Source organism: Gardnerella phocaeensis (assembly GCF_048545075.1).
Classification (GTDB): domain Bacteria; phylum Actinomycetota; class Actinomycetes; order Actinomycetales; family Bifidobacteriaceae; genus Bifidobacterium; species Bifidobacterium vaginale_J.
Map to the genome: position 1 here is coordinate 358929 of NZ_JBKQXS010000001.1, position 20561 is coordinate 379489.

Below are 20561 nucleotides of genomic sequence, written 5' to 3' on the forward strand. Positions count from 1 at the left end.
AAAACCTCACATATTATATCTCGTGGCATAGTCTATGAATTAGGATTCAGAATCATTAGATTCGTAAGATTTAGCTTGTTCAACCAAATCTTCCAAATCAGAAGCTAGTAATGCTCCAGCTTGTCTATAAATAACTTCGCCGCGCTTAATAACCATTACTGTTGGAACAGCTTGGATTTGAGCAGCTGCAGCAATCTCGTTGCTTTTGTCAATATCAACTTTTACGAAAGGAATTTCGGGATATTTTTCGCTGACCTTCTCAAAAATAGGACCAAAAGACCTGCATGGACCGCACCACGTTGCCCAAAAATCGACAACAACTATTTCATTTGTTGAAGCAATCTTCTCAAAATTTTCTGTAGTAGCATGTATTGCTGCCATATTACCCCCTCAATATTTTGCGTATTTGCTCTATTATATGTGTCGCCTTGCATAAAGTTGCCAATAGTGCGCTTATCTGTCGTCTTGCGGCACTAGGCTAGGAGTCATGCTTGATATCCAATTTATTCGTGAACATGCCGACGTAGTTAAGGAATCGCAGCGCAAGCGTGGTGAATCCGTTGAGCTCGTCGATGAAGTATTGCGCAGCGATGACTTGCGCCGTAATGCTCTTAAGGCTTTTGAAGAAGCTCGCGCCGAACAAAAAGCTATTGGTAAGAAGGTTGCAACAGCTAGCGCCGAAGAAAAGGCTGCGCTTATTGCCGAAACTAAAGAATTAGCTTCGAAGGTTGCAGAATACAAGTCTGAATCCGAAAAAGCTACTGCCGACTACACTACAGCAATGTGGAAGCTTTCTAACATCGTTGAAGATGAAGCTCCAGAAGGCGGAGAAGACGACTACGTTGTAGTTAAGAAGGTTGGTACGCCTCGCGATTTTGCAGCTGAAGGTTTTGAGCCAAAGGATCATTTGACTCTTGGAACTGGCGTTGCTGGAATTGATATGCGTCGTGGCGTGAAGGTTGCAGGCTCTCGCTTCTACTTCTTGCGCGGTGCTGTGGCTCGCTTGCAAATCGCAATGCTTACTATGGCTGTCGATCAAGCTGAAGAGCACGGTTTTACGCTTGCGATTACGCCAACTCTTGTGCGTCCGGAAGTTATGCGCGGAACTGGCTTCTTGAATTCTCACGCGGACGAGATTTACCGTTTGCGCGAGCCAGATGATCAGTATTTGGTTGGCACTTCCGAGGTTGCTTTGGCTGGTATGCACGAGGATGAGATTCTTGACTTAAGCAATGGTGCTTTGCGTTATTGCGGTTGGTCGAGCTGCTACCGTCGTGAGGCTGGCGCTGCTGGAAAGGATACTTCCGGTATTATTCGCGTGCATCAGTTCGATAAGGTTGAGATGTTCGTTTATTGCAAGCAGGAAGATTCTCGCGCTGAGCATCAAAAATTGCTCGGTATGGAGCAGGAAATGCTTTCTAAGGTGGAAGTGCCTTACCGCATTATTGATACTGCTGCTGGTGACCTTGGTTCTTCTGCCGCTCGTAAGTTCGATTGCGAAGCTTGGGTTCCAACGCAAGGTCGTTACCGTGAACTTACTTCTACTTCTAACTGCACTGAGTATCAGGCTCGTCGCTTGAATGTGCGCGAACGCATGGAAGATGGCGGAACTCGCCCAGTTAGTACGCTTAACGGCACTTTGGCTACTACTCGCTGGCTTGTGGCTATTTTGGAAAATCATCAGCATGAAGATGGTTCGATTGATATTCCAAAGGCTATGCAGGCTTATATGGGTGGCAAGGAAGTCATTGAGCCTACTAAGTGGGAAGCGTGAGTTTGCTCGTGCATAAACACGGCGTTTGTTTCAAAAAAACCGTTTAATTAACTACAAAGCCCGGGAAATTGCCTGGGCTTTGTTTTTAGTTGATAAGCTTTTTGAATCTGGGTGTTGAGTGTTGTGTTTGTGTGTTGTGTTTGTGTGTTGTGTTTGTGTGTTGCGTTCTATACGTGATGATATGCTTACCACTTGTGCGTTGAAAGCGGCAATTTGATTGCTTTCGTGCACAGATGGATGGGTGTCCGAGCGGTCTAAGGAGACGGTCTTGAAAACCGTTGTAGGGAAACCTACCGCGAGTTCGAATCTCGCCTCATCCGCGAATTAACTAAGCCTAAAGCATGTGAAATTGCTTTAGGCTTTTTTAATTTGCCGAGCTTGCTCAGGGTTGGAAGCACAGTGTGCTTCCAACGCAAGCGAGGTCTTTCTGCGTCAATAAAGACGCAGAAAGTGTGTGCTAGTGTGTTTAACGCAATGTGTCAGGTTTGTGTTGCTGCATTTCGCGCTTGAAGCTTTTTTATTCTGCCGAGCTTTCTCAGGACTGAAAGTGCAGTGCACTTTCAGTGAAAGCTCGGTCTGTCTTCGTCTCTATTGACGAAGACAGGGCAGATTAGTTTGGTTGTTTGTTCTTTAGGCTTTTTTAATTCGCCGAGCTTGCTTGGTGTTGAGCTAGTTTACTTTCTATATTCTTGGCTTTCGTCTATGAGTTTTGACTGGTGTTTTCTGCAAACGGTCTGATGAGCCTCGAAAGTTTTCAGCATCGCAAGTCCCGTCCTTCGGGCGCTCTGGCTGTTAAAGTTGTTTAATGTGTTCGCCTTTCTTTAAAGAATGTAGCTTCTCAGTCCTCTTTTATTGCTCTGCTCGAAAACTTTTGAGGCTCTACCACGCATGTCACAACACAAAACTCATAGACTCGTGCAGAAAGTTACGTAAAGTGCGTGGTTTACTAAGTGCAACTATAGTTGCGCAATTAAGCTGCGGGTGGGTGCGGAGGTAGGAGTTTCTGGTGTGGAGTGTGCAGCAGCAATGACGTTAGTGTTCTTTAAGCGATAAATACTCAGCGTCTGCGGAGCAATAATGCTAAAGTTCACTAAGCAACAAATAGTCGCCGTTAGCAAAGCATAACTGCAAAGTACAGAAACATTTGCAGGGGATTGTTCCGATGGTTTTTAGAGTGCGGAATCGCAAGAAGCGGTAGAAACTTTACAGGCGCGCGCAGTTTATGTCGCCTAGGCGCTAAAAAGCGGCAGAAACTTTACAGCAGCGCGCAGTCTATGTCTCCTACGCGCGGAATAACGGCAGAAACTTTACGTGGGTGTAAAGGAATGGTCGGTTGCGCGCGAGAATCCGATTGAAACGTGCGCGCACTCGCTTTTAGCGCGCGGAATAATGACGCTCTTGAGAAGTGATTGCGTCAAGGAAGAAGTTAGCACCTTCGCGGCAAGACGTGCTACTTTCGAAATCTTCCGGAGCGTAAGGCGCAACGCTTTCAAACATCTCCTCGTAGTCAGCAACGCTTAAACGCACACGCGAATCGAGCATATCCGCATGCTCGCGCGCAAACAGCGCATCTCTAAATCCTGGCGCAATCGTGCCGCTGAAAAATTCACCAACAGCGCCGGAACCGTAAGAAAATAGACCGATCTTATCGCCGCTTTTAAGTGCAGTAAGATCACTATTTTCGCAAGTAAATTCGTCTAACTCAAGTAAAGACAGCAATCCCAAATACAGGGAACCCGTATAGATGTTTCCTACGCGACGGCTGTACTTCGTGCTGGTTTCGTAGCGCGAAAGTAAGCGATTGCGCGACGACTCGCTTAGGTTGCTATTATCGCAAGAATTATCGCAAGAATCAGCGCAAGAATTAGCGCAAGTATTATCGTAAGTATTATCGCAAGAATCAGAGCAAGAATCCATCGCAGCCTTAAGCGCCTTCAAACCCATTTTCGTATACGGCAAATGGAAGCACAATCCGGCAAAATCGTTGAAATTACAACCGTTTTGCGCACAATACTTTTGCCACACGTCGCAGAAAAATTGTATGTACTGCTCAGTCGAAAACTTTCCGCGAGCAAGCGCAGTGTCCTGGTAAACAGGTCGCCAAAAGTCCTGAATATCAGCGGATTTCACAACGCTATCGTCGTTAATTTTAAGCACGTGCGGATTCGCGCTCACAAGCATTGCCACAGCACCTGCACCCTGCGTTACTTCGCCAGGTGTAGCAAGACCGTAGCGCGCAATATCGGCTGCAATAACAAGCACTTGCGGATTTTTTTCGGCGTGCGCGCGCACGTAGTCACATGCAATCATCAAAGCTGCGGTGCCGCCGTAACAAGCTTCTTTTACTTCAATAGAGCGCACCCACGGCGTGAGTTTTAGCAGATTTTGAACGTACAGAGCACTCGATTTACTTGCGTCGACGCCGCTTTCTGTGCCGACGATTAGCATTTTGAGGCGATTGCTATCGATGTGGGGTAGCAGTGGTAGCGCAGCTTGCGCGGCGAGAGTGACGATGTCTTGGTGATTTGGTGGCACAGATTGTTCGCTTTGACCGATTCCGATTGTGAATTTGTTAGGGTCGATTCCGCGGTGTTCCGCCAGTTTTTCGAGGTTTAGGTAATAGTGCGGCGTTGCGAAGGAGATGCGGTCGATGCCGACGGCAAGGGGAGTGGTTGCTGATGTGGTTGCGGAGGTTGTGGTTGCTGCAGCTTCTGATGTTTCGGTATTTTGTGTGTTCATTTGTCCTAAAACCCCTAAATTTTCTTAATTTTTCTTAATTTTTACTTGATTCTCGTAACTTTTGAAGTAATTGCGTAACTTTTTCTGTAGTTCTTTCTGCAGGGCTAAGTTGCAAAATATTATGCGCGATTTCCGCGATTTCCGCATCTTTGGCACCTGCTGCAATTGCCAGATTTGACGACTGCAATGCCATGTGACCTGCTTGAATTCCAGGGCCTGCTAGTGCGCGAAGAGCCGCAAGATTTTGCACCAAACCGAGAGCTGCAAGCGTATTTCTAAAGTCGTTTGCGTGTTTGTATTTGCCGATTTTGATTGCGAGTTTTGCCATTGGAAGCGATGAGATTGAGCCGCCGACAATGCCGATTTGTAGCGGAATTTCAATACTGCCGTGGAGTATGGTCTTTCCGTTTAAAGTTTCGGTGTTCCACTTTGACAGTGGTAGGTAGCGACCGGAGCGCGCCGCCCACGCGTGTGCTGCCGATTCTAGCGCTCGCGTATCATTTCCGGACGCGAGCGCGGCTCCTGCAATGCCGTTTAGGATTCCTTTGTTGTGCGTGGCGGCGCGCGCAGGGTCGCTGGCGGCAAGCGCGCTCAATGCCGCGATTCGGCGCGCAAGGCGCTTTCCTTCGCGCTCTCGCTCAGAGTCTTCCAGCCGCCTGGATGCCAGTGCTTCAACCGGTATATGCACTTCTGCTGTGGTGGCAACGCGGCTGGTGTTTGTGAGTATTGCAACCAGCGCCTGCACGCCGAGCCAGCTTTCCAGCTGGGCTTTGACGGCTTCGCCCATAGTGTTCACTGTGTTTGCGCCCATTGCGTCGCATGTGTCTACGTCAATCTCGAGCTTTGCGAAGCCGTGCAAAGCTGAATCGCGGCATTTTCGCGCGCCGCCACCCCTTTTACTCATTGATGGGTGTGACTCGTTTGCAATGCGCAACAGCTCTGCAACCTTTGCACAATCCTCAACAATCTCGTGCAAGCGCGCCGCCACGCTCCCGTCAGCGTCCTCAAAAGCTATTTGCGCTGTAGTCACGTATTGTGGGGAGTTTGCTACAATTCCGTATACAACACCAGTCTCCGCAGCATATCCAACACCAGTTTCCGCCGCAATCCTCGCCCCATTGCACGCAGCAGCAATCACGGATGGCTCCTCAGTTGCAACCAGCACGTCACGCACTTCGCCGTTCACAATCAGCCCACGCACAACGCCAACCGGCAGCGTATACTTTCCAATTTGATGCTCAATCATATGATTTGCAACGTCTGCAGGAATTGTAGTATCAGAACTTTCCGCAAACTGTTTAAGCAAAAATGCCGCTTCAGCCTCGTTAATTGCGCCCTCATTTTGCAAGGTTTTTATGCGATTTTCTACGCTTAATTCACGAAAAGCAGTCATCGAAATCACCTCATGATTTGTAGACTACGAATGCTTTTGATCGCTTCGCGTTCTAACTTGATCGCTTCGCATTCTAGCTTGATCGCTTTGCATTCTGACTTGGTTGTTTGCATTCTGACTTTATAGTTTTAGATTCTGGCTTGATCGCTTCGCATTCTAACTTGCATCGCAACGCCGATTCCGCCGCCAACGCACAGCGCAGCAACTCCATTCAACTTATTGCTATCTCGCAAAGCGTATATAAGCGTCGTCAAAATCCTAGCTCCGCTAGCGCCAAGCGGATGACCGAGCGCAATCGCCCCACCTCTTACATTCAGCTTTGACTCGTCAATATGAAGTTGCTCCGAAACAGCAATGCTTTGCGCTGCAAACGCTTCGTTTATTTCGAATAAGTCAATGTCGTCAACGTTGCTGCCGGTCGCATTTAACATGCGTTCCATCACGTGCTTTGGAGCATATCCCATTAAATCTGGGTCGATTCCGCCTTCTGCGAATCCCACAATTTGCGCAAGATATTCAATTCCGTGCGCTTGCGCGTAATCTTTGCTCATAAGCACTAGAGCTGCAGCTCCGTCGTTAATTCCGCTTGCGTTTCCGGCAGTTACAGTCGATTCGTGCTTGCAAACTTCGTGCTTGCAAACTTCGTTCTCGCCAACTTCGCAAGTCGCGTCCGCAGTTTCTCCCGACGCTTTAAAAAGCGTGCGCAATTTCGACAACTGCTCTAAGGATGTATCTTCGCGAGGATGCTCGTCGCGAGTTATAACAGTTCCGTTTGCAAGCGTTACCGGCACAATTTCAGAAGCAAAATCGCCTCTTTTAATAGCGGCAACAGCTTTTTGGTGAGATTTAAGTGCAAAAATATCTTGTGCTTCGCGAGTAATGCCAAATTTTGCTGCAACATTTTCTGCAGTAACGCCCATTGCGTCGCCAGTAAAAGCGTCGTTTAAGCCATCTCGTTGCAAACCGTCAATAAGCGCAAAATTCCCGTATTTGTGTCCGCTAAATCGCGAATTAGTTGCGTAAAACGGTACGTTGCTCATGCTTTCAGTGCCGCCTGCAACAACAACTTGCGCATCTCCCATAACGATTGCGGATTGTGCTAAGCGCACTGCTTTTAAACCGGATCCGCATACTTCGTTAATCGTCATTGCGCAGCTAGAAGTATCTAAGCCTGCTTTTAACGCAATTTGGCGAGCAACGTTTTGTCCGCTGCCTGCTTGTAATACGTTTCCAAAAATAGCTTGATCCACGTCGTGTGAACTAATTCCAGCGCGTTCTATTGCTGCTTTTGCTGCGATTGTTCCTAAATCAACTGAGGAAAGCGAAGATAAGCTGCCGCCGAATTTGCCAATAGGCGTACGTACAGCGCTTGCAATCACCACTTCAGTCATATGTTTAGCCACCTAATCAATTGTTTGTTGCAATACGTGTTGAAGTATACCAACCGGACTACTTTATCGTATTTTTCGACAAAATTACCATTTGCGAAAAATTTTTCTCGTTTCCTTCACAATTAGACTTACTTCAGTGAGTTTGCGCTCCCGAATCCGGCATAGACTTTACAGCTGTGTAAAGAAACTGTCGCCTACGCGCCTTAATCCGGCAAAAACTTTACAGTCGCGTAAAATTTCGGTCGGCTACGCGCCTTGATCCGGCATAGACTTTACAGCGGCGTAAAGGAACGGTCGTTTGCGCGTCTTAACCCGACCAAAACTTTACAGTCGTGTAAAATAAAGGTCGCGAAACAGCGAACAAGCGGCAGAAACTTTACAGTCGTGTAAAGAAACTCGCGCCACGGCAAGTAAGAGCGGAGCGCTGTCATCACGGCTAATCGCAGTTCGGCTGAGCTTGCACGGAAAGTCCACTGGACTTTCCGCCTGAGCAAGCTCACGCTCCGAGTTGCTTTCGCGCGCGCAATGCTGCGCGAAAGCAGGTCGGAGCGCTACTTACGGAACGAAATCGACCCGTCAACAGGATCCATCGCGTCAACAATCGCCAGCGAATCCAAATCATATCCGGCTTCACGAAGCGCATCTCCACCACCTTGGAAGCCCTTTTCGATAGCGATTCCAATGCCGGCAACGCTAGCTCCAGCATGATTGCAAATGTCGATTAATCCTTGTAAAGCTTTGCCGTTCGCCAAAAAATCATCCAAAATAAGCACGCGATCTTCCGCACTCAAATACTTACGCGACACAATCACCGGAAACTCGCGCTGCTTTGTAAAAGAAAATACCGTAGATACGTATTGGTCGCCATCGAGATTAATTGACTGAGCTTTCTTCGCAAAAACTACAGGAACTCCGCCAAAATGACGTGCTGCAACACATGCAATTCCAATACCAGAAGCCTCAATCGTAAGAATCTTAGTAATATTTGCGTCGCGGAAATGCTCAGCCCAAGCGGCTCCCATATGATCAAATAAATTCACATCGCACTGGTGGTTCAAAAAAGCGTCTACTTTTAAGACATTGCCTGGTTTTACGATACCATCTTGGAGAATGCGTTCTTCCAATTCTTGCACGATGTGCCCCTTCTTACGAACAATTACATTGCAGTACGCTCAAGCATACCCAAGTTCGTGACACAATACGAGTAAAAACGACTGCAGCATGTGGTAAACCTGATTAAATACGTGCGCAATTAAAACGTGGGGGCGTTTTATTGCTGAGCTAAAACGTAGGTAATTGGCGGCATTAATGGAGTACAAGTATGAGCGTAAGTATGGGCGCAAGTATGAATGCAAATATGAGTGCAAAAGATAGCGATTACGGATATGTAAGTGATTTGTTGGGGAATCCAGTTGATTCGTTCGATTCTGACGATAGTTTTTACGAAAATGTTGCGGATGCGAATGATTATGCCAACTACAGTTACGACGAGTATGCTGACGCTTACGCTAAAGAGCCTGATTTTGCACAGCAAGAATATGCGTCTGATCAAGAAGAAGTGCCTCCTCAAGAAGAAGTGCCTCTTCAAGAATCACAAGAATCACAAGAATCTCAAGAATCCCAAGAATCCCAAGAATCCCAAGAATCCCAAGAATATTCCCAAAATTCCGCACATTCTAGAGTTGCAGTTGACGCGCAAAAACTACTCGACGGTTTAAATCCGCAACAATCTCAAGCAGTCCAATACGACGGACCGGCACTTCTTATTGGAGCAGGAGCTGGAAGCGGCAAAACGCGAGTTCTTACGCGAAGAATAGCTTGGATATTAAGCCAAAAAGGTGCCTGGCCAAGCCAAATTCTTGCTATCACTTTTACAAACAAAGCAGCTGCCGAAATGCGTGAACGTTTAAGCAAACTTATTGGTAGCGAAGCAACTACTATGTGGGTTTCGACATTCCATTCTGCATGTGTGAAAATACTTCGCAGATCAGGACAGTATATTGGCTTAAAATCAGGCTTTTCTATTTACGATACTTCCGATTGCGAGCGATTAGTAAAAATTATTGCAACAGAGCTTAACGTCGATATTAAGCGTTTTACGCCACGTAGCATTTTGGGCAAAATTTCGGATTGCAAAAATAGTTTAATCACTTGGCGTGAGCAACTAGACATGTATGCTAACGATTACAAGCCGGGTGTTGCAGGTCAACAAATTGCGCACGCTGGCAATTCTGAAGCTGTTTACGCAACTATTTATGCGGAATATCAGCATCGTTTATCTCAAGCAAATGCGGTTGATTTTGACGATTTAATTATGCGAACTGTGCAACTCATGCGAGAAGTACCAGAAGCTGCGCAATATTACCGCCATAAGTTCCGCTATATTCTCGTAGACGAGTATCAGGATACGAATCACGCTCAATACGAGCTTATTCGCGAGCTTGCTGGAGTGGATGTAAAGCAAAATAGTGCGTATGCAAAGCAAAATAACGCTCCTGCAACTCAGCAAAATAACACTCCTGCATCAATCACAGTTGTAGGCGACTCCGACCAGTCGATTTACGCTTTCCGTGGAGCAGATATTCGCAATATTCAAGACTTTGAAAAAGATTTTCCAAACGCAACAACTATTATGCTTGAGCAAAATTATCGCTCTACGCAAACTATTTTGGATGCTGCAAACGCAGTTATTTCGCATAATCAAGGACGAAAGCCTAAAAAATTGTGGACGGCATTAGGTAAGGGCGCTCCAATTACCGGTTATGCAGCAGACAGCGCTCAACAGGAAGCAGTTTGGGTTGCTGGGGAAATAGCGCGATTAGCAGGTGAAGAGGGCGTTGCTTATTCGGATATGGCGATTATGTATCGCGCTAATGCACAGTCTCGTTCGCTGGAAGATGCGCTCGTTAAAGCAGGTCTTCCGTATCAGCTTGTTGGCGGCACGAAGTTTTACGAGCGTCGCGAAGTAAAAGATGCGCTCGCATACTTGCAATCTATGGCAAACCCGGATGACGATGTGAATATGCGTCGAATTTTGAATGTGCCTAAGCGTGGGCTTGGAGCGCGTGCGGAGGCTTTGCTAACGCTTTACGCCCAAACACAAGGAGTTAGCTTCTGGCAAGCTTTGGAGCATTTGGAATCAATCGAAGGCATGCCAACTCGCACTGCAACCAAGCTTAAAGAGTTCCGCGAGCTTATGCACAACTTAATTACGTGTATGCAAAACAATGACTCGAAACCTTCTAAAGTTATTGACAGCATACTGAACGACAGTGGTTTGTTGGAGGATTTGCAACGTTCTGAAGATCCTCAAGATGCCGCTCGCGTGGATAATTTGTCGCAATTGCAGTCGGTTGCAGCTGAGTATGAGCAGAATACGCCGGATGCTAGTGTTGCTGGTTTCCTTGAAACGACGGCGCTTGTGGCTGATTCAGATCAATTGCCGGATGAAAATGAGGACACTGGTAAAGTTACGTTGATGACGCTTCACACAGCTAAGGGCTTGGAGTATCCGGTTGTGTTCCTAACTGGCATGGAGCAGGGAACTTTTCCGCATTCTCGCGCTTTGGAAGACGATGGCGAGCTTTGCGAAGAGCGTCGTCTTGCTTATGTTGGTATTACGCGAGCTAAGCAGCGTTTGTATGTTACTCGTGCTGCTGTTCGTGCGCAATGGGGGCAGGCTCAAGATATGCTTCCAAGCCAGTTTTTGGATGAGATTCCAGATAATTTGATTGATTGGAAGCGCAGAGAGTCTGATGTTGAGCGTTGGGGCGCTTCGTCTAGGCGCGGCGATGATTTCGATAGCGATTTTGATGGTGATTTTGGTGGCGATTTTGGTGGCGATTTTGATAGTGATTTCGGCGGCTGGGATGACGATTATAGCGATGCGTTTAGTGAAAAAACAACTTATGGTGGAAGCAGCTACAGTTCTGAAAAATCGCATGGCTCTAAGTCTTACGGAAGAAATAAATCGTATGGCTCGAGTTCTTACGGATCTTCTTACGGAAAGTCTTATAGCAAGTCTTATGGCTCTTCTTATGGCTCTTCTTACGGTTCTTCTTACAGCTCGTCTTATTCTAAATCGAATTGGTCTAAGTCAAGTGCAGTAAAAACGCGCAAAGTTACCGCAAAATCTGCTGCTTCAACAAGCGCAACAAAAGTTGGTTCAACTTCCTCAGTTATGAATAAAGACAATCATCTAAATATTCAAGACTTCCAAGTTGGCGACAAAATTACTCACGATACTTACGGATTAGGAACCGTGCTAGCAACGCAAGATAAGGGCAGAAACTCAATTATTACAGTCGATTTCGGCTCCGATGGAGTAAAGCGACTAATGCTTAGAGTTGCACCAATCGAGAAATTGTAAAATCTTCTATTTATGCACTTTAATGTAAGATAAATTTTTAACAAGGACGTGGCATTCGCGGGTGTGGGTGCCGAGAGGCGTGTTGCATTAACGAAAATGTGACACTAGAAAATAAAAACATACATTTAATGAGGTATAAATTATGAAAAACAAATTATTCGCATCAATTCCTGCAATTATTTTCGGCTTGCTTATTGCCGTTGCACCATTGACGTTTGCAAAGCCATGCTCAACCGGAGGCATGCACAAAATGCATATGATGATGCAACCTATGGCATGCTACTACACAGGTCGTGCAGCCGTTGGAATTGGCTTAGTTATTGCAGTACTTGGAATTATTGCGCTATTTGTTAAAGAAAATGTTCGCATTGGTTTAAATATTGCTGTAGTTGTGAACGCTTTGCTTATGCTTGCTGTTACAACATTCCTTATTGGCGTGTGCAAGAGTCCAATGATGCATTGTGCATCCGTTATGCGCCCAACGCTGATTGTTCTGTCTGTGCTCGCGTTGGTGTTTGCAGCTGCTTCCGTGTATTTGGATAATAAAGAAGACTAATAGTTCAAATAGTTCGAAAAGCTTAATAAAGCAAAATTATGCGCACTATTACGCTAAAGCGATTGCCGCTGGAAAATCTTAAACGCAAGCCATTGCGCACTGCTGCACTTATTGTTGTATCTGCGTGCTTGTCTGCAATATTTTTCGGCGGCTCGCTGATTTCTATGAATCTTGAACGCGGCTTGAACAGTATGCGAGAACGCATGGGAGCCGATATTATGGTTATCCCTCAAGGCACGCACACTAAAGCAGAAGCGTTGCTTACAAACAGTGGTTCAAGCACTTTTTACTTCACTAACGATATTGAGAATTTAGTAAGACGCTCTCCGGGTGTGCAAAAGGCGAGTGCACAAACGTATATTTCTTCGCTTTCTGCAGGATGTTGCGCTGAAAAATTGCAAATTATTGGTTTTGATCCCGATTCTGATTTTGTTATAGGTCCTTGGATTTATTCTCAACATAAGCAGAAGTTACAAAAAGGCGAGATGATTGCTGGCGCAAATGTAATCGTGTCTTATATGAATACTGTTCGTCTTTTTGGACACCAATGGCCTGTAGCTGCGCAGCTTGCAAAAACCGGCACAAGCATTGATAATTCAGTGTTTGTGCGACGTGAAAGTGTGTCGCAAGTAGTTGAGTATTCAACGAAAGTAGGGCACACCGCTATTCCAAAAGAGTATGCTAAAAAAGCAGTTTCTGCAGTACTTGTAAAAGTACAAAAAGGTTACAGCGCGCAAGAAGTTGCAAAAAATATTCGCAAAACAACTGGTCTTTCAAGCATTGGCATAGTTTTTCCGGGCGGAATTACAGCAACTACGCAAGCTAATCTTGGTGTTTTTACTCGCACGTTGACTTTTATAATTGCTGCGTGCTGGCTAGTTGGATTGCTAGTTTTAGTTGCAGTATTTTCAACATCTGTAAACGAGCGCAAAAAAGAGTTTGCTTCTCTTCGCATACTTGGCACAACAAGAAATATGCTTTTAGGCGTTGTCGTTAGGGAATCTGCGATACTTGGCTTAGTTGGTGGAGTATTGGGTGTTGCGTCTGCAAGTCTTATATTGTTCCCTTACAGTTCTCTTATTTCTGAACAATTGCAGCTTCCGTATTTGGAAGTGACTGCTCTACCAGTAGCAGTGCTTATGTTAGTGTCTGTGCTACTTGCGCTTGTTGCAGTTGTTGTAGCTTCAGCGCTTACCACATTGCGTATTGCTATGCGTGAAACGTATTTGACACTTAGGTCAGGTGAGTAAGTATGGAAGATAAGAGTCAAAAATTGCCAAGTAATGAGTTTGATATTTTACCTGTTGTTGAGCTTACTCGTGTAACTCGCGAATTTATGCGCAGAAAGCACAAATTTTTTGCAGTAAATAACGTGAGTTTTGCGCTAAATAGCGGCGATTTTGTGGCAATCGTTGGAAAGTCAGGTAACGGAAAATCTACTTTACTAAATTTGATTGCTGGGTTATTGAAGCCAACGCATGGAAGCGTAAAAGTTTGCGGCGAAGAGATTTCTGAACACACTTTTAGTGATGCAAAAATGTCTCGTTTGCGCGCATGCGATATAGGTTTTGTGACGCAATCGCAGACGCTTTTGCAAAATCTTACTGTGCATGACAACATACTTTTACCTGTGCAAATTGCAGCTAGTGCTTGTGAAGTAAGTAAGTCTGAAGTAAGTAAGTCTGAAGTAAGTAAGGCTGAAGTAAGTAAGGCTGCTAAAAGCAAGTCTGCTGAAAGTAAGTCTGAAATAAGCGAAGATTTAAACGAGACTCGCGCGTTAGAACTTTGCAAGCAATTGCATATTGAAGATTTACTGTGGTGCTACCCAAATGAGCTTTCGGGCGGTGAAATGCGTCGCGTAATGATTGTGCGCGCGCTAATAAACAATCCGAAGCTTCTTATTCTTGACGAGCCTACTGGCGATTTGGATTTAGAGCATACTCGCATAGTGGTGAAAATGTTGCGCGAAGCTGCAAAAAATGGTGTAGCAGTGCTCATGGTAACTCACGATGTTGAGGCTGCTCGCTGCGCGGATCGCACATACACAATGGATGCTGGCTCCCTTCGCTAATTTATTCTTACGGGTGTGTAGAATTAGAAACGATGCCTATTTTGTGTAAGCATCATCTGGAGCCTTAGCCCATCAGTGGGTCGGCGCGCGGTAGTTATGGCGTTATTTCAACGTTTTAATACTTGCGCGTTCGTGTGTTAGCACGAAGAAGCACTGGAGAGGCCGGCTCAGCGTGAATAATTTTTAGGAGATTTTGCGATCGACGAAAAACTTGGTTCACGTTCCGTTCAGATAACGACAGAATTAAAGGATTAGTTATGACTAATATTCAGCGTTCTCGCCGTCAGGTGCGTCTTTCTCGCGCCCTCGGCATCGCTTTGACCCCAAAGGCTCAGCGTATCTTCGAGAAGCGTCCATATGCTCCAGGTGAGCACGGTCGCACTCGTCGTCGCACCGAGTCCGATTACGCAGTACGTCTTCGCGAGAAGCAGCGTCTTCGCGCTCAGTACGGCATCTCCGAGAAGCAGCTTCGTGCTGCTTACGAGAAGGGTACGCACACTGCAGGCCAGACCGGTGACGCAATGCTCACCGATTTGGAAACTCGTCTTGATGCTTTGGTTTTGCGCGCAGGCTTTGCTCGCACCACCGCCCAGGCTCGTCAGTTTGTTGTACATCGTCATATTTTGGTTGATGGCAATCTTGTCGATCGCCCATCTTACCGTGTGAAGCCAGGTCAGACCATTCAGGTTCGTGCCAAGAGCCAGACCATGGTTCCATTCCAGATGGCTGCAGAAGGCGTTCATCGCGACGTTTTGCCAGCAGTTCCTGGTTACCTCGATGTGAATCTTGCCTCTTTGAAGGCTACTTTGACTCGTAAGCCGGAAGTCGATCAGATTCCAGTTGAAGTCAACATTCAGTACGTCGTCGAATACTACGCTCGTTAATTCGCCGATTTAATTCTTAAGGACATACCGCTTGACCCCTGTTGCGCATTCGCGTGGCAGGGGTCAATGCGTTGCGCGACGACCTGCTTGAGCGCAGCACAGCGCGCGCGAAAGCAACTCGGAGCGGAAACTCGCTTAGGTTGGAAGTCCAGTGGACTTCCAACGCGAGTTTCATAGCGAGCGCATATAGTGCGAGCGTTGGCTGGTTTATGGAACATTTGCCGGAATTTTACCTCGGTTTTGTGGACTTGGGCGGTGCATAAGTCCACAAATGCGCGCGCGCTGTCTCGTGTTTGTGTACTTGCAGTGGGTGTAAGTCCACAAATGCGCGCGCTGTCTCGTGTTTGTGTACTTGCAGTGGGTGTAAGTCCACAAATGCGCGCATTTTGTCGATTTCATCGGTTGGTTTGGTGTTTTCGACAGTTATGTACCGCTTAGTGCAATAATGGAGCTATGTTGCTGCATCTTTATTTAGTGCGTCACGGACAGACGCTATTTAATCGTTACAATCGTTTGCAAGGCTGGTCAAATTCTCCGCTTACTGAAAAAGGTTTGAAAGACGCGGACACGGCCGCAAAAAAGCTAGAAAATATTGCTTTTGCTGCAGCTTACTGCTCGGATACTACGCGTGCACAAATCACAGCACAACGTATTCTCGACGCAAATGAAGCTGCCGGTAACGCGCGCCCGACGCTTATAAGTGACATGCATTTTCGCGAGCAATGCTACGGCTATTTTGAAGGTCAAGATATGCAAATGGCTTGGTGGGCTGCAGGAGCACCTCACGGAGCTCACACTTATAACGAAATCGTTGAAAAATTTGGTCTTGCAGCCACTCGTGACATGCTTAAAGAAGCGGATCCTTTCCACGATGCCGAGTCAGATATCGAATATTGGACGCGCGTAGAAGAAGGTTTTGCGTTAATTGCTTCAAATTCTTCGTTTAACGACGGAGATAATGTTTTGCAAATTTCGCATGGCAACACTTTGCTAAGTCTTATGCACCGTTTTGCGCCTGCAGGCTACGATTTAAGCGAACGCCCCCAAAACGGAAGCGTAACCAGACTTGATTTTGACACTACCAAACCTATTGATAATGCCATTACTATTCGAGGCTATAACGAGTAGATTCTACTTTTTAACTTTGTTATATGCGTCTTTACCGTTCGTTAATCTTAAGTCATTGCGAAGGGTTTTAGTACGTAGTTTGATTTGCTGTTGTATGGCTTTTGATACTGCGAAATCTCAGGCAAAATGGTATAGAAAGAGGTTACGATGAGCGTTGGAGACATAGCTGCTATTATTGCTGCGATTGCGTTTGCCGTGCTTTCTGGCTTTTTGATTTATCCGTTAATCAGATTAGGCAGGTTGTTTGATCAGATTGCGAAAACAATTAAAGAGTCGGGCGAGCATGCAATGCCGGCAATCGATGAGTCTGTTACAACTATTAAGCAAGTTAATAAGACTCTTGACGACGTAAACGCTGTTTCAGGAGCTACTCGCACAACCGTTACAAATATTAGTGCTCTAACAGATTTGTATGGTTCTTTCCTTGGAAAACCGCTCGTAAAAATTGCAGCTGCCGGTTACGCTCTAAAAGATACTGTTTCTTCTTTCTTCAATAAGCCGACTGTGCCAACAGACAAGAATAGTGCCAATCGTAACGCTTCAAAAGAATCCTCTGACAAGAATGCAACTAAGAATGCAAGCAGGGGGGAGTAATGTTCAAGCGTTTATTTTGGATGTTTGTTGGCATTGTAATTGGTGTTCTTACAGTTACGAAGGCTCGTGCATATGTTAAAGCAAAAATGCCGTCTTCTGCTAGTCGTTTTATATTTGATGAGGAACCGAAAAATATCACATTGCGCACAGTAATGGGATTGTTTAAAGATTTCAATACTAGCCGTAAAGAGCATGAAGCTGAGCTTAATTCTCGTTATGCTAATCGTAGAAATAGGGAATTTTAAATAAAAAACGAGTTTTTCATAATTTCGTTACTTTGCTAAGTTTAGTTAAGTTAAGTATTGAAGTACTATATTGAATGTTTGCATGATTGCGTCGTGCGTCATGCGGCACGATTTCGTGTGAGCGTTGCATGTGGCTTTTGTTTGTGACGGTTATTTGTGACGGTTTGCGTGGGTCTTGCTAAAAATTACACAAGGAGTTCGTACGTATGCGCACAGCAGAAATTGCAAAGCGTTATCTTGACTATTTTGCCAAGAATGGTCATATGGTTGTTCCTTCGGCTTCTCTTATTTCGCCGAACCCAACAACATTGTTTACTATTGCCGGCATGGTGCCGTTTATTCCTTACTTGCTTGGTGAGCAGACGCCTCCTTCGCGTCGTATGGCTTCGAATCAGAAGTGCGTTCGCACTCTAGATATTGACGAAGTTGGTAAGACTACTCGTCACGGAACCTTCTTCCAGATGGTTGGTAACTTCTCGTTTGGCGATTATTTTAAGGAAGAAGCTATTCACTACGCTTGGGAGCTTTTGACAACTCCTCAAGATAAGGGCGGCTACGGTTTTGACCCTGAAAAGCTTTGGGTTACTACTTATACTGACGATGATGAAGCCCGCGCAATTTGGAAGAACGAAGGCTTCGACCCAGAGCATATGCAAGTTTTCGGTATGGAAGATAACTTCTGGACTACCGGCGGCCCTGGTCCTGGCGGTCCATGCTCCGAAATCTACGTGGATCGCGGTCCTAAGTATGGTCGCGATGGAGGTCCGGCTGCTGACGAATCTCGCTTTATTGAGATTTGGGATTTGGTTTTCGAAAATTACCAGGTAGATAACGTCAAATCTAAGACTGATTTGCATATTGCTGGCGAACTCGATCAAAAGAATATTGATACTGGCGCTGGTTTGGAGCGTTTGGCTTACCTTATGCAAGGTAAGGAAAATATTTACGAAACTGACGAAGTTTACCCAGTTATTGAAGCTGCAGAAAAGCTTAGCGGCGTAAAGTACGGCGATAATAATGATGCTGACGTGCGTTTCCGCGTTGTAGCAGATCACGTGCGTTCTGCTTTGATGATTATGAGCGATGGCGTGCGCCCAAGTAATGTTGGCCGCGGCTATGTGCTTCGTCGTCTTCTTCGCAGAACTGTTCGCGCAATGCGCATGCTCGGCGTTCAAGATCCAGTTTTGCCAACGCTGTTCCCAGTTTCTAAAGCTGCTATGGAACCAAGCTATCCAGAGCTTAACGATACTTTCCATGAGGTTAGCGAAGCGGCTTACGGTGAAGAGGACGCATTCCGTCGCACTCTTGAAAAGGGCACGACTATTCTCGACTTGGCTGTTGAAAAAGCTAAGAAAGAGCACAAGGATGACCCTATGGTTGGCGGCGCAGACGCGTTTACTTTGCACGATACTTACGGCTTCCCAATTGAGCTTACTCTTGAGATGGCAGCCGAGCAGGGTGTTAAGGTCGACGAAACTAAGTTCCGCGAGCTTATGAGCGAGCAGAAAGGTCGCGCTCGCGCTGATGCTTTGAAGAAGCGTCATAACGTGGATGTTAGCGTTTACGACGATATTAAGAAGGCACTCGAAAAGCCAATCGACTTCCTCGGTTACACTGACTTCTCAAGTCGTTCAAACGTTTTGGCAATTGTTGAAGCAGGCAAGGGTTCTGTTAAAAGCGTTACTGCTCCTGCAAACGTTGAGGTTATTCTCGATCGCACGCCATTCTATGCTGAGCGCGGCGGTCAGATTGCAGATCAAGGTGAGATTATTTCCGACGACGGCGCAATTTTGGAAGTCGACGATGTTCAGCGTCCAATCAAGGATTTGATTGTTCACAGCTGCCGACTTACTGAAGGTACCTTGAGCGTTGGTGCTCCAGTGAACACGAATATTGATCAGGTTCGCAGGGCTGCGTTGGCGCGTTCTCACACCGCTACTCACACTCTTCACAAGGCTTTGCGCGAAGAGCTTGGTCCACAGGCAACTCAGCGCGGTTCTGTAGTTGATCCAGATCGTTTGCGCTTCGACTTCCAGTGGCCAAAGGCTGTCGATAAGGATGCGCTTTCTCGCGTTGAAGCTCGCGTAAATGAGCGTATTCGCGACGACTTGCAGGTTGTTCCTAAGGAAATGCCAATCGACGACGCTTTTAAGCTTGGAGCAATGCACTTGTTCGGCGAAAAGTACGGCGACGTTGTGCGCGTTGTTGAAATCGGCGACGGTTGGAGCCGTGAGCTTTGCGGCGGTACTCATGCTAAGAGCACCGGAAAGATTGGTATGGTAACTATTCTTTCCGAGTCTTCTATTGGCTCTGGTGTGCGCAGAATCGACGCTCTTTGCGGTGAAGCTGCGTACGAGTATGGCGCTCGTGAACACACTTTGGTTGCGCAATTAGCGGATATGGTTAACGCGCGTCCAGACGAGTTAGCTGAACGTTTGGAATCTTTGCTTAACAAGATGAAGGATTCTGATCGTAAGCTTGCATCTGTTTACGAAGCTCAATTAAATGAAGCTGTACCAACATTAGTTGATGAAGCAAAGAATAGTAGCGAAAAAGTTAAGTTGGCTCTTAAGAATGTTGGCAACTTTGGCTCATTTGATGCTTTGCGTAAGACAGTTCTAGATATTCGCGCTCGTTTAGGTGAAGATGCTCCAGTGGTTGTTGCACTTGCTGGTGTTAATGAGGACGATCGACCAATGATCGCAGTCGCTACAAACGAAGCTGCTCGCGGTCTTGGTGCTAAGGCTGGCGACTTGGTTCGTACTGCTTCCAAGGTGCTTGGTGGCGGCGGTGGCGGCAAACCAGACTTCGCTCAAGGCGGTGGTACAGACGCTTCTAAGCTTGATGAAGCTCTCGAAGCTGCGAAATCAGAAGTAGCTAAGCTCGCCTAGTGCGTGTCTTACAGCTTAAAAAATTTACGAATCTATACCAAAAGCAACACGAAACATGGTGTGGTTAGGTATTGATTTAGGTGACGCAAGGGTCGGACTTGCACTTTCCGACCCTGGTCTCACTTTTGCGCATCCTATTGGTAATGTGCAAGTGTTTGGGGATTCCTTCCGTGCTATAGATGAAGTGCTTGAAGTTATTGAAAATAACAATGTAGAAAAAGTTGTTATAGGCTTGCCTTTGCAACTCGATGGCACTGAAGGAAAATCTGCTAAAAAAGCTCTGCGCTGGGGAAAGAATCTAATAAAACGCATGCAAATATTGCATGACGAAAAAGATTGGGCGTTGGATTATATGCCAGAAGTAGTTTGGAAAGATGAGCGTTTAACAACAGTAAGTGCTCATCGCCAGCTTTTGCAAGCGGATCTTTCTACTAAAAAGCATCGCCCAATGGTAGATCAGCAGTCTGCAGTGCTGATTTTGCAGTCTGCTCTCGATTCAAAATATGCGCAACAAAACTAGTAAAAG

General features: G+C 46.1%; 17 protein-coding genes and 1 tRNA gene. 13 read left to right on the plus strand and 5 right to left on the minus strand.

Annotated elements, in window-relative coordinates; all coding sequences use genetic code 11:
* Positions 1 to 39: 39 nt before the first annotated feature.
* Entirely contained in the window at positions 40 to 381 is a 342-nt protein-coding gene (gene trxA / locus ACJV2T_RS01590) for a thioredoxin (RefSeq protein WP_004110313.1), read from the minus strand.
* Between the two features lie 106 nt (positions 382 to 487).
* Between trxA and serS the strand changes: the two genes are divergently transcribed.
* Both serS and ACJV2T_RS01600 read left to right on the plus strand, forming a co-directional pair.
* The gene (gene serS / locus ACJV2T_RS01595) at positions 488 to 1774 is read left to right on the plus strand and encodes a serine--tRNA ligase (RefSeq protein ID WP_419398943.1); all 1287 of its coding nucleotides are present in this window, start codon (positions 488 to 490) and stop codon (positions 1772 to 1774) included.
* A 235-nt stretch (positions 1775 to 2009) separates the two neighbouring features.
* Positions 2010 to 2094 (plus strand) — tRNA-Ser (locus tag ACJV2T_RS01600).
* A 1054-nt stretch (positions 2095 to 3148) separates the two neighbouring features.
* Here the strand turns inward: ACJV2T_RS01600 and ACJV2T_RS01605 are convergent.
* From ACJV2T_RS01605 to ACJV2T_RS01620, 4 genes are all read right to left on the minus strand, one after another.
* Complete coding sequence (locus ACJV2T_RS01605; protein WP_419398944.1) at positions 3149 to 4513, minus strand: hydroxymethylglutaryl-CoA synthase family protein; 1365 nt, start codon at positions 4511 to 4513, stop codon at positions 3149 to 3151.
* A gap of 34 nt (positions 4514 to 4547) precedes the next feature.
* Positions 4548 to 5906: a hydroxymethylglutaryl-CoA reductase, degradative gene (locus ACJV2T_RS01610; RefSeq protein WP_419398945.1), complete on the minus strand. Its 1359-nt coding sequence runs from the start codon at positions 5904 to 5906 to the stop codon at positions 4548 to 4550.
* Positions 5907 to 6034: 128 nt separating this feature from the next.
* Positions 6035 to 7297 carry an acetyl-CoA C-acyltransferase gene (locus ACJV2T_RS01615; protein ID WP_419398946.1) on the minus strand — a complete coding sequence of 421 codons (1263 nt, stop codon included), beginning with the start codon at positions 7295 to 7297 and terminating at the stop codon, positions 6035 to 6037.
* 551 nt (positions 7298 to 7848) lie between these two features.
* Positions 7849 to 8430, minus strand: a complete 582-nt coding sequence (locus ACJV2T_RS01620) for a xanthine phosphoribosyltransferase (RefSeq protein WP_004110321.1) — start codon at positions 8428 to 8430, stop codon at positions 7849 to 7851.
* Between the two features lie 188 nt (positions 8431 to 8618).
* Here ACJV2T_RS01620 and ACJV2T_RS01625 point away from each other — a divergent pair, with 188 nt between their 5' ends.
* The 11 genes from ACJV2T_RS01625 (at position 8619) to ruvX (ending at position 20555) form a co-directional block, all read left to right on the plus strand.
* Positions 8619 to 11666: an ATP-dependent helicase gene (locus ACJV2T_RS01625; protein ID WP_419398947.1), complete on the plus strand. Its 3048-nt coding sequence runs from the start codon at positions 8619 to 8621 to the stop codon at positions 11664 to 11666.
* A gap of 142 nt (positions 11667 to 11808) precedes the next feature.
* Complete coding sequence (locus tag ACJV2T_RS01630; RefSeq protein ID WP_415689205.1) at positions 11809 to 12222, plus strand: DUF4418 family protein; 414 nt, start codon at positions 11809 to 11811, stop codon at positions 12220 to 12222.
* A 38-nt stretch (positions 12223 to 12260) separates the two neighbouring features.
* Positions 12261 to 13472, plus strand: coding sequence for an FtsX-like permease family protein (locus ACJV2T_RS01635; RefSeq protein ID WP_419398948.1), 1212 nt, complete (start codon positions 12261 to 12263; stop codon positions 13470 to 13472).
* A 2-nt stretch (positions 13473 to 13474) separates the two neighbouring features.
* Positions 13475 to 14293 carry an ABC transporter ATP-binding protein gene (locus tag ACJV2T_RS01640; protein WP_419398949.1) on the plus strand — a complete coding sequence of 273 codons (819 nt, stop codon included), beginning with the start codon at positions 13475 to 13477 and terminating at the stop codon, positions 14291 to 14293.
* Positions 14294 to 14550: 257 nt separating this feature from the next.
* Positions 14551 to 15177 (plus strand): 30S ribosomal protein S4, encoded by a 627-nt coding sequence (rpsD, locus tag ACJV2T_RS01645; RefSeq protein ID WP_004105277.1) that lies wholly within the window; start codon positions 14551 to 14553, stop codon positions 15175 to 15177.
* 53 nt (positions 15178 to 15230) lie between these two features.
* Entirely contained in the window at positions 15231 to 15440 is a 210-nt protein-coding gene (locus tag ACJV2T_RS01650) for a hypothetical protein (protein WP_419398950.1), read from the plus strand.
* Positions 15441 to 15630: 190 nt separating this feature from the next.
* A complete protein-coding gene (locus ACJV2T_RS01655) occupies positions 15631 to 16305 on the plus strand; it encodes a histidine phosphatase family protein (protein ID WP_419398951.1) in 675 nt (224 codons plus the stop codon).
* Between the two features lie 147 nt (positions 16306 to 16452).
* The gene (locus tag ACJV2T_RS01660; protein WP_419398952.1) at positions 16453 to 16899 is read left to right on the plus strand and encodes a DUF948 domain-containing protein; all 447 of its coding nucleotides are present in this window, start codon (positions 16453 to 16455) and stop codon (positions 16897 to 16899) included.
* On the plus strand, positions 16899 to 17144 hold the full coding sequence (locus tag ACJV2T_RS01665; RefSeq protein ID WP_004105270.1) for a hypothetical protein: 246 nt from the start codon (positions 16899 to 16901) through the stop codon (positions 17142 to 17144). Before ACJV2T_RS01660 ends, ACJV2T_RS01665 begins: the two co-directional genes overlap by 1 nt.
* A 206-nt stretch (positions 17145 to 17350) precedes the next feature.
* Positions 17351 to 20035 carry an alanine--tRNA ligase gene (gene alaS, locus ACJV2T_RS01670; protein WP_419398953.1) on the plus strand — a complete coding sequence of 895 codons (2685 nt, stop codon included), beginning with the start codon at positions 17351 to 17353 and terminating at the stop codon, positions 20033 to 20035.
* Positions 20036 to 20090: 55 nt separating this feature from the next.
* Positions 20091 to 20555, plus strand: coding sequence for a Holliday junction resolvase RuvX (gene ruvX, locus ACJV2T_RS01675; RefSeq protein WP_419398954.1), 465 nt, complete (start codon positions 20091 to 20093; stop codon positions 20553 to 20555).
* Positions 20556 to 20561: the final 6 nt, after the last annotated feature.

Bases quoted from the DNA above. Each gene is read 5' to 3' on its own strand.
- trxA (WP_004110313.1), bottom strand. From the start codon at position 381: ATGGCAGCAATACATGCTACTACAGAAAATTTTGAGAAGATTGCTTCA.
- ACJV2T_RS01655 (WP_419398951.1), top strand. From the start codon at position 15,631: ATGTTGCTGCATCTTTATTTAGTGCGTCACGGACAGACGCTATTTAAT.
- ACJV2T_RS01640 (WP_419398949.1), top strand. From the start codon at position 13,475: ATGGAAGATAAGAGTCAAAAATTGCCAAGTAATGAGTTTGATATTTTA.
- ACJV2T_RS01625 (WP_419398947.1), top strand. From the start codon at position 8,619: ATGAGCGTAAGTATGGGCGCAAGTATGAATGCAAATATGAGTGCAAAA.
- ACJV2T_RS01605 (WP_419398944.1), bottom strand. From the start codon at position 4,513: ATGAACACACAAAATACCGAAACATCAGAAGCTGCAGCAACCACAACC.
- ruvX (WP_419398954.1), top strand. From the start codon at position 20,091: ATGGTGTGGTTAGGTATTGATTTAGGTGACGCAAGGGTCGGACTTGCA.
- ACJV2T_RS01610 (WP_419398945.1), bottom strand. From the start codon at position 5,906: ATGACTGCTTTTCGTGAATTAAGCGTAGAAAATCGCATAAAAACCTTG.
- ACJV2T_RS01665 (WP_004105270.1), top strand. From the start codon at position 16,899: ATGTTCAAGCGTTTATTTTGGATGTTTGTTGGCATTGTAATTGGTGTT.
- alaS (WP_419398953.1), top strand. From the start codon at position 17,351: ATGCGCACAGCAGAAATTGCAAAGCGTTATCTTGACTATTTTGCCAAG.
- ACJV2T_RS01635 (WP_419398948.1), top strand. From the start codon at position 12,261: ATGCGCACTATTACGCTAAAGCGATTGCCGCTGGAAAATCTTAAACGC.
- ACJV2T_RS01615 (WP_419398946.1), bottom strand. From the start codon at position 7,297: ATGACTGAAGTGGTGATTGCAAGCGCTGTACGTACGCCTATTGGCAAA.
- ACJV2T_RS01630 (WP_415689205.1), top strand. From the start codon at position 11,809: ATGAAAAACAAATTATTCGCATCAATTCCTGCAATTATTTTCGGCTTG.
- rpsD (WP_004105277.1), top strand. From the start codon at position 14,551: ATGACTAATATTCAGCGTTCTCGCCGTCAGGTGCGTCTTTCTCGCGCC.
- ACJV2T_RS01660 (WP_419398952.1), top strand. From the start codon at position 16,453: ATGAGCGTTGGAGACATAGCTGCTATTATTGCTGCGATTGCGTTTGCC.
- serS (WP_419398943.1), top strand. From the start codon at position 488: ATGCTTGATATCCAATTTATTCGTGAACATGCCGACGTAGTTAAGGAA.